A 7,752-nucleotide genomic window follows, 5' to 3' on the forward strand; every position below is an offset into this window, starting at 1 on the left:
GCTATGTTCGCGTCCTTTTTCACGCGCCGGGGTGGTCACCGTTCAGGTGGGCCAGCCCGGAACCGGACGCGATCGTACCCAGGCGCCAGGCGGGGACACCGCGCTCGGAGAGCACCTCCAGGGCGCGCTCCCCGTCCTGGGCCGCGACCACCGCGACCATGCCCACACCCATGTTGAACGTGGCCTCCATGTCCTCCCGCGACACGCCGCCCTTCTCGGCCAGCAGGCCGAACACGGGGGCGGGCGTCCAGGTGGAGCGGTCCAGCACCGCGTCCAGGTGGCCGGGCAGCGACCGCGCCAGGTTGGCGGCCAGCCCGCCGCCGGTGATGTGCGAGTACGCGTGCACCTCCACCGCGTCGGTGAGCGCCACGCAGTCCTTGGCGTAGATCCGGGTCGGGGTGAGCAGCACCTCGCCCAGCTCCCCGCCCAGCTCCGGCACGTGCGCCGTCAGGTCCAGCCCGGCGGTGTCCACGATGTGGCGGATCAGCGAGTAGCCGTTGGAGTGCGGACCCGAGGACGCCATCGCGATGACCACGTCGCCCTCGCGGACCCGGTCCGGGCCCAGGATGGCGTCGCCCTCCACCACACCGGTCCCGGCGCCGGCCAGGTCGTACTCCTCGGGGCCCATCGCCCCGGGGTGCTCGGCGGTCTCCCCGCCGATCAGGGAGCACCCGGCCTGGTGGCAGCCCTCGGCGATGCCGCCGACGATCTCGGCGATCCGCTCGGGGACCACCGACCCGGTGGCGATGTAGTCGGTCATGAACAGCGGCTCGGCGCCGCTGACGACCAGGTCGTCGACGACCATGCCCACCAGGTCGATGCCGATGGTGTCGTGGCGGTCCAGCTTCTGGGCGAGCAGCACCTTGGTGCCCACGCCGTCGGTGGAGGTCGCCAGCACCGGGTCCTTGTACTTGGCGGTGTCCAGGCGGAACAGGCCCGCGAATCCGCTGGCGTCGGTGACCTGCTCGGGGCGCCGCGTCCGCGCGACGTGGCGCTTCATCAGGTCGACGGCGCGCTCCCCGGCGGCGATGTCGACGCCCGCGGCGGCGTACGCCCCCGTCGCCTTGCTGTCGGCTGCCACGCGAGTTCTCCTCGTACTGTGATGGTTGGTGCTCGTTGATGGCCGGGAGGCCCGCCGCGCCCGCGCACCCGGAAGGCTCCGGATGTCAGGGCACGGCGGACGGAACGCACGGCGGGGCCGCCGTGCGGACGGCTACTTGGTGCTGGTGGCCAGGGTGGATCCCTCGGGGGTCCCGCAGGACTTCTCCAGCAGGTACTTGCCGCGGGCGGCGGGGTCGACCTCGATCGGGTAGACGCCGTCGAAGCAGGCCCGGCACAGCTCGTTCTCGGGCACCGTGGTGGCGGCGATCAGCTCGTCCAGCTCGACGTAGGCCAGGCTGTCGGCGTTCACGGACGCGGCGATCTCGTCCACCGACAGGTTGGCGGCGATGAGCTCGGCGCGGGTGGCGAAGTCGATGCCGTAGTAGCAGGGCCACAGCACGGGCGGGCTGGAGATGCGCACGTGCACCTCGGCGGCGCCCGCGTCGCGCAGCATCCGGACCAGGGCGCGCTGGGTGTTGCCGCGCACGATCGAGTCGTCCACGACCACCAGGCGGCGGCCCTCGATGACCTCGCGCAGCGGGTTGAGCTTGAGCCGGATGCCCAGCTGACGCAGGGTCTGGCTGGGCTGGATGAAGGTCCGGCCCACGTAGGAGTTCTTGACCAGGCCCTGGGCGAACGGGATACCGCTGGCCTCGGCGTAGCCGACCGCGGCGGGGGTGCCGGACTCGGGCACCGGGATGACCAGGTCGGCGTCCACCGGGTGCTGGCGGGCCAGGCGGCGGCCCACCTCCACACGCGTGGAGTTGACGTTGCGCCCGGCGATGGTGGTGTCGGGGCGGGCCAGGTAGACGTACTCGAACAGGCAGCCCTTGCGGCGGGCGGGCGCGAACCGGCGGGACCGGACGCCGCGCTCGTCGATGGTGAGCAGCTCGCCCGGCTCGATCTCGCGGACCACCTCGGCGCCCACGATGTCCAGGGCGGCGGTCTCGCTGGCGACCACCCAGCCGCCCGCGCCGGAGGTCTCGCCCAGGCGGCCCAGCACGAACGGGCGGATGCCCTGCGGGTCGCGGGCCGCGTACAGGGTGTCCTCGTCCATGAACACCAGCGAGTAGGCGCCCTGGACCTGCGGGAGCAGCTCCATGGCGGCCTCTTCGACGGTGCTGCCGTCGCGGGCCCGGGAGGCCAGCAGGTTGGTGAGGACCTCGGTGTCCGTCGTCGCGTTGCGCCGGGTGTCGGGCAGCATCGCGGCCAGTTCCGGGGTGTTGATGAGGTTGCCGTTGTGGCCGAGCGCCAGACCCCCCTCACGCGCCGTGTAGAAGGTCGGCTGCGCGTTCTCCCACACCGGTGAACCGGTGGTGGAGTAGCGGCAGTGGCCGATGGCGAGGTGGCCGCGCAGGGAGTCCAGGGTCGCCTCGTTGAAGACCTGGGACACCAGTCCCATGTCCTTGTAGACGACGATCCGTTCCCCGTCGCTCAGTGCGATGCCCGCGGATTCCTGACCGCGGTGCTGCAACGCGTAGAGGCCGAAGTAGGTGAGCTTGCTGACTTCTTCGCCGGGAGCCCAGACCCCGAATACACCGCAGGCGTCCTGCGGGCCGCGTTCGAGCGGATCGAGGTCCATGGAGAGCCGGCCGTCGGAGTACGACACGCTCACAGCTTAGTGCCTGGGGATGCGGGCGGGACCACCCGGGGCCACAGGGGGAGGTGTCCGGACAGGTCGGAGCGGGTGCCGCTGGCCTGGACGGCCCCGTCCGCGATCGCCTGTTCCCAGGCGGTTCCGCCCGTCGCCAGGCGCATCCAGACGGCCGGGGAGGTCTCCACCACACCGGGCGGGGTGCCCCGGGTGTGACGTGGGCCCTCGATCGCCTGTACGGCTCCGAACGGGGGGACGCGGACCTCCAGGGAGTTGCCCGGCGCCCGGTCGGCGAGCAGCGCGAGGGAGGCCCGCACCGCGAGCTTCACCAGCGGCCGGGCGGCCCCGGGCGCCTGGGCGGCGCGCACCAGCGCGGCCACGGCGTCCTCGGCGCTCGCGGGCTCGGTGGTGCCCGCGTCGGCCAGGGCCTGCCGGACCCGGCGCACCAGGGCGGGAGTGAGGTTGGACGGCATGCCTCCGAGCCTAGATCCGGTCGGGGACATGACGCCCGGGAGTCCGGGAGGGCGGGCGAATCGGTGCGGGTCAACGCACAGGTGAACCGGCGGGATACTTGCCATTGCCGCTCAATGGCCTGAAAGTGGACATCGGAGAACCAGGGGGTCGGCGTCCACCGATCTCTCACCGATCGGGTGATTCGTGTCTCAGCGCACCGCTGGTCAGCGGGCGCGGAACACGGTAGCGTCCCGAACCGTCCCGGTGTCGTTGAGATTGGGAGGAATGCGATGGGCCCCTTCCCCCGGGGAGTTCCACGCACCGGTGCCGCCGAGTGAACGAGGGATGACCGCGCACGCGACCGACGCGAAGGACCCCCGCGTCCAGACGAGCCGCTCGGCGGACCCGCTTAACATCCACCATGGAACACCCACCGCACCATCGGGAGAGACGACGTGCGCCTGCGTTTGCGCCCGCGTGATGACAGCTACTACGAGATGTTCACCGATTCGGCGAACAATTTGGTCATCGCGGCCCGCCTGCTGGTGGAGCTCATGAGCGACGGGGCCGACCGCGAGGCCATCACCGAGAAGATGCGGGCCTGCGAGCACGCGGGCGACGACGCCACGCACGCGATCATGCGCCGGCTCAACAAGAGCTCGGCGCCTCCCATGCACCGGGAGGACATCTACCGGCTGGCCTCCAACCTCGACGACGTCATGGACTCGATGGACGCGGCGGTCGACCTCATCGACCTGTACGGCCTGGAGCGCCTGCCCAAGGGCATCATCGACCAGATCGAGGTGCTGGAGCGCGCCGCCGAGCTGACCGCCGAGGCCATGCCGCGACTGCGCACCATGCAGGACCTCACCCGGTACTGGATCGAGATCAACCAGCTGGAGAACCAGGCGGACCGGATCTACCGCAAGCTGCTGGCCAAGCTGTTCAGCGGCGAGTACGACGCGCTGACGGTGCTCAAGCTCAAGGACGTCATCGAGGAGCTGGAGGCGGCCGCCGACGCGTTCGAGCACGTGGCCAACACCGTGGAGAGCATCGTCGTCAAGAACCGCTGAGCCGGGGCGGGGCATGGGCCCGGGTCAGGGCACGCCGCCGGAGAACACCAGCGGCGGGTAGAGCGGTGTCCCGTCCTCGCCGTGGAACTCCAGGGTCCACTGCAAGGGGACATCGCCCTCGGTGATGAGGCAGTCGGCGTCCCAGCTCGCGCTCCGGCCGGGCTCCAGCATGTACGGCGGCTCAATGGTGTCGCCCATGACCGGGGCGAACGACGCCTGGAGCGGGTCGCCGACGGCGCAGGTGTCCAGCGGCGAGCCGGTGTGGACGGGGGCGCCGGTGCCGTTGGTGAGGGTGACGGTCCAGGCGAAGTAGTGCAGGGCGTCGTACTGGGGCTCCCCGTACCCGGGCTCCTCCTCCAGGGGTTCCTGCTCCTCGACACCCTCCTCGGCCCACTCGTCCTCGCCCGGGCCCTCGCCGGGCTGCTCGGGCAGCTCCTCCTCGGGGAACTCCTCTTCCGGGGACTCCTCCTCCAGGGGTTCGTCCTCCAGGGGTTCTTCTTCGAGCGGCTCCTCCTCCCAGGGCTCGTTCTCGAAGGACTCGCCCTCGTCCGGAGACCACTCCTCCTCGGGCGGGGCACCGTCCTCCGGGGACTCCCCGCCCTCCAGGGGGTCCGTTCCCTCTTCCGGCGAGGTCTCCTCCTCGGGCTCCTGCGGCGCCTCCCGGTACTCCTCCTCGTCCGTCCGGCGCTCCACCGGCCCCATGCTCACCGAGAAGCCGTCCCCGAACGTGTGGGAGCCGCCCAGCGGCAGGTGCACGGCCGCGCCCCCGGCGGGCTCCTGCGGCTGCCCCTCCTGGCTCCCGCCGCTGTCGGAGCCCTCCTGGTCCCCCTGGCCCTCCTGGCCGGCGGGCGGCCGGTCCGGCGGGCTCTCCGGCCCCGGCGCGGGCTCCGACGGGCTCTCGGCCGCCGGGGGAGCGGTCTCGGGCCGCTCCTCCTCCCCGCCCGTCAGGTCCACCGGGATGGGAACACAGGCGGTCGCGCACACCAGCGCCGCGGCAGCGGCGGCGGAGGCGAATGTGGAAGTCTGCACGATGGGTCCTCCTCCCATGAGGCGGACCCTAGGTGACATACCCCCACAAAAAGGTCAAAGCGCGTAGAAGAAAGCAGGACCGTATGACCGCCGAGGACCCCGAGCCGCAGCCCGAACCCACACCCGACCCCGACGCCCTCGCCCTGGCGGCGTCGATCCTGGACGCCCAGCCCTTCAGCCGGCTGCTCGGCGCGCGGGTCACCCGCTTCACCCCGGGCAGCGCCGTCCTGGAGCTGGACGTGCGCGAGGACCTGCGCCAGCAGAACGGGTTCCTGCACGGCGGCGTGCTCTCCTACGCCGCCGACAACGCGCTCACCTTCGCGGGCGGTACCGTGCTGGGCCCGTCCGTCCTCACCGGCGGCTTCACCATCGAATACCTGCGCCCGGCCCGCGGCGTCCTGCTGAGCGCCCGCGCGCACGTCGTCGAGCACACCCGCCGCCGCGCCCTGTGCCGCTGCGACCTGGTGATGGCCGACGCCGAGGGCGGCGAGACGACCGTCGCCGCCGCCCAGGGCGTCATCACGTTCACAGGCCGGTGATCTCGCGCTCCGGCGCGGTCTCCCGGGCCAGCACACCCCTGATGAGCGCGTAGAACGCCTCGGGGTCGACCTCCTCGACCACCCGGGCGTTGGGCTCCAGGCCGTGCACGCCCCACGACATGGCCGAGTAGCCCCGGGTCAGCTCCCCGGCGGTCTCCACGTCCACGTGGTACGGCGAGGCCTTGCGGACCAGCTCGGGGTGGAGCAGCACCGCGGCGGTCAGCGAGTCGGGGTGCGTGGTGCCGTCGATGCCGACCCGGCGGTCGAACTCCAGGGTCGCCGCGCAGATGCGGGTGAAGAACCGCGACAGCGGCGTCCCCAGCGCGGCGATCCCGTCCAGGCGCTCCTGCCCGAACACGGCCTGGCGCAGCGTGAGCGGGTCCCACGGCACCACGGTGATGTCGAACCCGGCGGCGAACACGGCCTTGGCGGCCTCGGGGTCCACGTAGAAGTTGAACTCGGCGGCGGCGGTGATGTTGCCGCGGCCGTTGTTGGAGCCGCCCATGATGTACAGCGACTTCACGTTGCGCGCGAACCCGGGGTCCTTGACCACGGCGGCGGCGATGTTGGTGAGCGGGCCGATCGCCACGATCGACAGCTCACCGGGGGCCTCGGCGGCCATCCGCACCAGCGCGTCGACGGCGTGCTCGGCCTCCGGCTCCAGGCCCCCCTGGTCCATGGCCAGCCCGCCGGAGCCGTCCCCGTGCACGTCCTCGGCGCTCACCCACTCCCGCACCAGCGGCCGCCGACAGCCCAGGTACACGGGGACGGCGGGCGCCCCGGCGACGTTCAGCGTCATGAACGCGTTGCGGACCTGCTGGTCGAAGCCCACGTTCCCGGCCACCATCGTGACCGCCCGCAGGTCGGCCGCCGGGTCCAGCAGGCCGACCAGCAGGGCGACGCAGTCGTCCTGAGCGGTATCGGTATCGATCACCAACGGCACGGCCATACGGTTCCCCCAGACAGGCGACGGGAGCCCACCCCGGGCCCCCTCCACCCCCATTCAACCCCCCGATCCCCGGTGCGGGGTCCCGGGACGGGGGTGATCTGTGGGGGACCGGCGGGGGGCTAGGGGTCCTCTTCCTCCAGCCACGCGAGGATGCGCAGGGACAGCTCCAGGTCCTTCCGGTGCACCTCGGGCCGCAGGTCCGCGAGCCGCCGTCGGATGTCGATGGCCTCGGTGATCGTCGGCCACGCCTGCTCGTACCGTCTCAGCAGGATCAGGAAGAGCGTCTGGTTGCTGAGGGCGGTGGCGAGCCCGGGCAGGTGGGCGTCGGGCCGCTGTTCGGCCAGGATCCGGTGGATGCGCACGGACTCGGTGCCGAACTCCAGGGCCCCGTCGGTCCGTCCCAGGTTGTTCAGCCGGTCGGCCAGGTTGTTGAGGGACATCGCGAAGTCGTGCAGGTAGGCCTCGGGGTACCGGTCGGCCAGGGTCCTGCGGATGTACACGGCCTCGCTGACGGCCTCCAGCGCCGGTTCGTGCCGTTCCAGGTCGCGCAGATGGTTGGACAGGCCGTCGAGGGACATCGCGAGTCCGGGCAGGTGGGCGTCGGGCCGCTGTTCGGCCAGGGCCCGGTACATGCTCACGGACTCGGTGACCGATTCCAGCGCCTCTTCGCGCCGCCCCAGGCTGCTCAGGCGGTTGGCCCGGTTGTTGAGGAACTGCGCGAGGTCGGGCAGGTGGGCGTCGGGCCGCTGTTCCGCCAGGGCCCGGTGGATGCGCACGGACTCGGTGGCGTCCTCCAGCGCGGGTTCCGCCCGCCGGAGGCGGGCCAGCAGGACGGACCGGGCGTTGAGGGAGTGGGAGAGGTCGGACAGGTACGTGTCGGGGTGCCGGTCGGCCAGGGCCCGACGGACGTGCACGGCCTCGCTGACGGCCTCCAGCGCCTCTTCGTGCCGTCCCAGGGTGCTCAGGTGGTCGGCCTGGTTGTTGAGGGACATCGCGAGGTCGGGCAGGTGGAGG

At 72.0% G+C, this 7,752-nt stretch carries 8 protein-coding genes; 2 read left to right on the forward strand and 6 right to left on the reverse strand.

Annotated features, from left to right (window positions below):
• Positions 1–19: 19 nt before the first annotated feature.
• The 3 genes from purM to ACJOT3_RS29800 all read right to left on the reverse strand — a co-directional run bounded on the left by purM (position 20) and on the right by ACJOT3_RS29800 (position 3,168).
• A complete protein-coding gene (gene purM / locus ACJOT3_RS29790) occupies positions 20–1,081 on the reverse strand; it encodes a phosphoribosylformylglycinamidine cyclo-ligase (protein WP_406976461.1) in 1,062 nt (353 codons plus the stop codon).
• A gap of 132 nt (positions 1,082–1,213) precedes the next feature.
• Complete coding sequence (gene purF, locus ACJOT3_RS29795) at positions 1,214–2,710, reverse strand: amidophosphoribosyltransferase (protein WP_406976462.1); 1,497 nt, start codon at positions 2,708–2,710, stop codon at positions 1,214–1,216.
• Between the two features lie 2 nt (positions 2,711–2,712).
• Positions 2,713–3,168 (reverse strand): sterol carrier family protein, encoded by a 456-nt coding sequence (locus ACJOT3_RS29800; protein WP_406976463.1) that lies wholly within the window; start codon positions 3,166–3,168, stop codon positions 2,713–2,715.
• 435 nt (positions 3,169–3,603) lie between these two features.
• Between ACJOT3_RS29800 and ACJOT3_RS29805 the strand changes: the two genes are divergently transcribed.
• Positions 3,604–4,221 (forward strand): DUF47 domain-containing protein, encoded by a 618-nt coding sequence (locus ACJOT3_RS29805; RefSeq protein WP_406976464.1) that lies wholly within the window; start codon positions 3,604–3,606, stop codon positions 4,219–4,221.
• 24 nt (positions 4,222–4,245) lie between these two features.
• On the opposite strand, the gene ACJOT3_RS29810 is transcribed toward ACJOT3_RS29805, so the two are convergent.
• Positions 4,246–5,250 carry a hypothetical protein gene (locus ACJOT3_RS29810; RefSeq protein WP_406976465.1) on the reverse strand — a complete coding sequence of 335 codons (1,005 nt, stop codon included), beginning with the start codon at positions 5,248–5,250 and terminating at the stop codon, positions 4,246–4,248.
• A gap of 83 nt (positions 5,251–5,333) precedes the next feature.
• Between ACJOT3_RS29810 and ACJOT3_RS29815 the strand changes: the two genes are divergently transcribed.
• Positions 5,334–5,789: a PaaI family thioesterase gene (locus ACJOT3_RS29815; protein WP_406976466.1), complete on the forward strand. Its 456-nt coding sequence runs from the start codon at positions 5,334–5,336 to the stop codon at positions 5,787–5,789.
• Here ACJOT3_RS29815 and ACJOT3_RS29820 read toward each other — a convergent pair.
• Positions 5,776–6,738, reverse strand: a complete 963-nt coding sequence (locus tag ACJOT3_RS29820) for a nucleoside hydrolase (protein ID WP_406976467.1) — start codon at positions 6,736–6,738, stop codon at positions 5,776–5,778. The two genes, ACJOT3_RS29815 and ACJOT3_RS29820, sit on opposite strands and share 14 nt — an antisense overlap.
• Positions 6,739–6,857: 119 nt before the next feature.
• A partial coding sequence (locus ACJOT3_RS29825) for a tetratricopeptide repeat protein (protein WP_406976468.1) occupies positions 6,858–7,752 on the reverse strand: 895 nt, incomplete at its 5' end.

The organism is Nocardiopsis protaetiae (assembly GCF_045446735.1).
Classification (GTDB): Bacteria; Actinomycetota; Actinomycetes; order Streptosporangiales; family Streptosporangiaceae; genus Nocardiopsis; species Nocardiopsis protaetiae.

Coding starts and splice junctions, on each gene's coding strand:
- ACJOT3_RS29800 (WP_406976463.1), bottom strand. CDS start 3,168: ATGCCGTCCAACCTCACTCCCGCCCTGGTGCGCCGGGTCCGGCAGGCC.
- ACJOT3_RS29815 (WP_406976466.1), top strand. CDS start 5,334: ATGACCGCCGAGGACCCCGAGCCGCAGCCCGAACCCACACCCGACCCC.
- ACJOT3_RS29820 (WP_406976467.1), bottom strand. CDS start 6,738: ATGGCCGTGCCGTTGGTGATCGATACCGATACCGCTCAGGACGACTGC.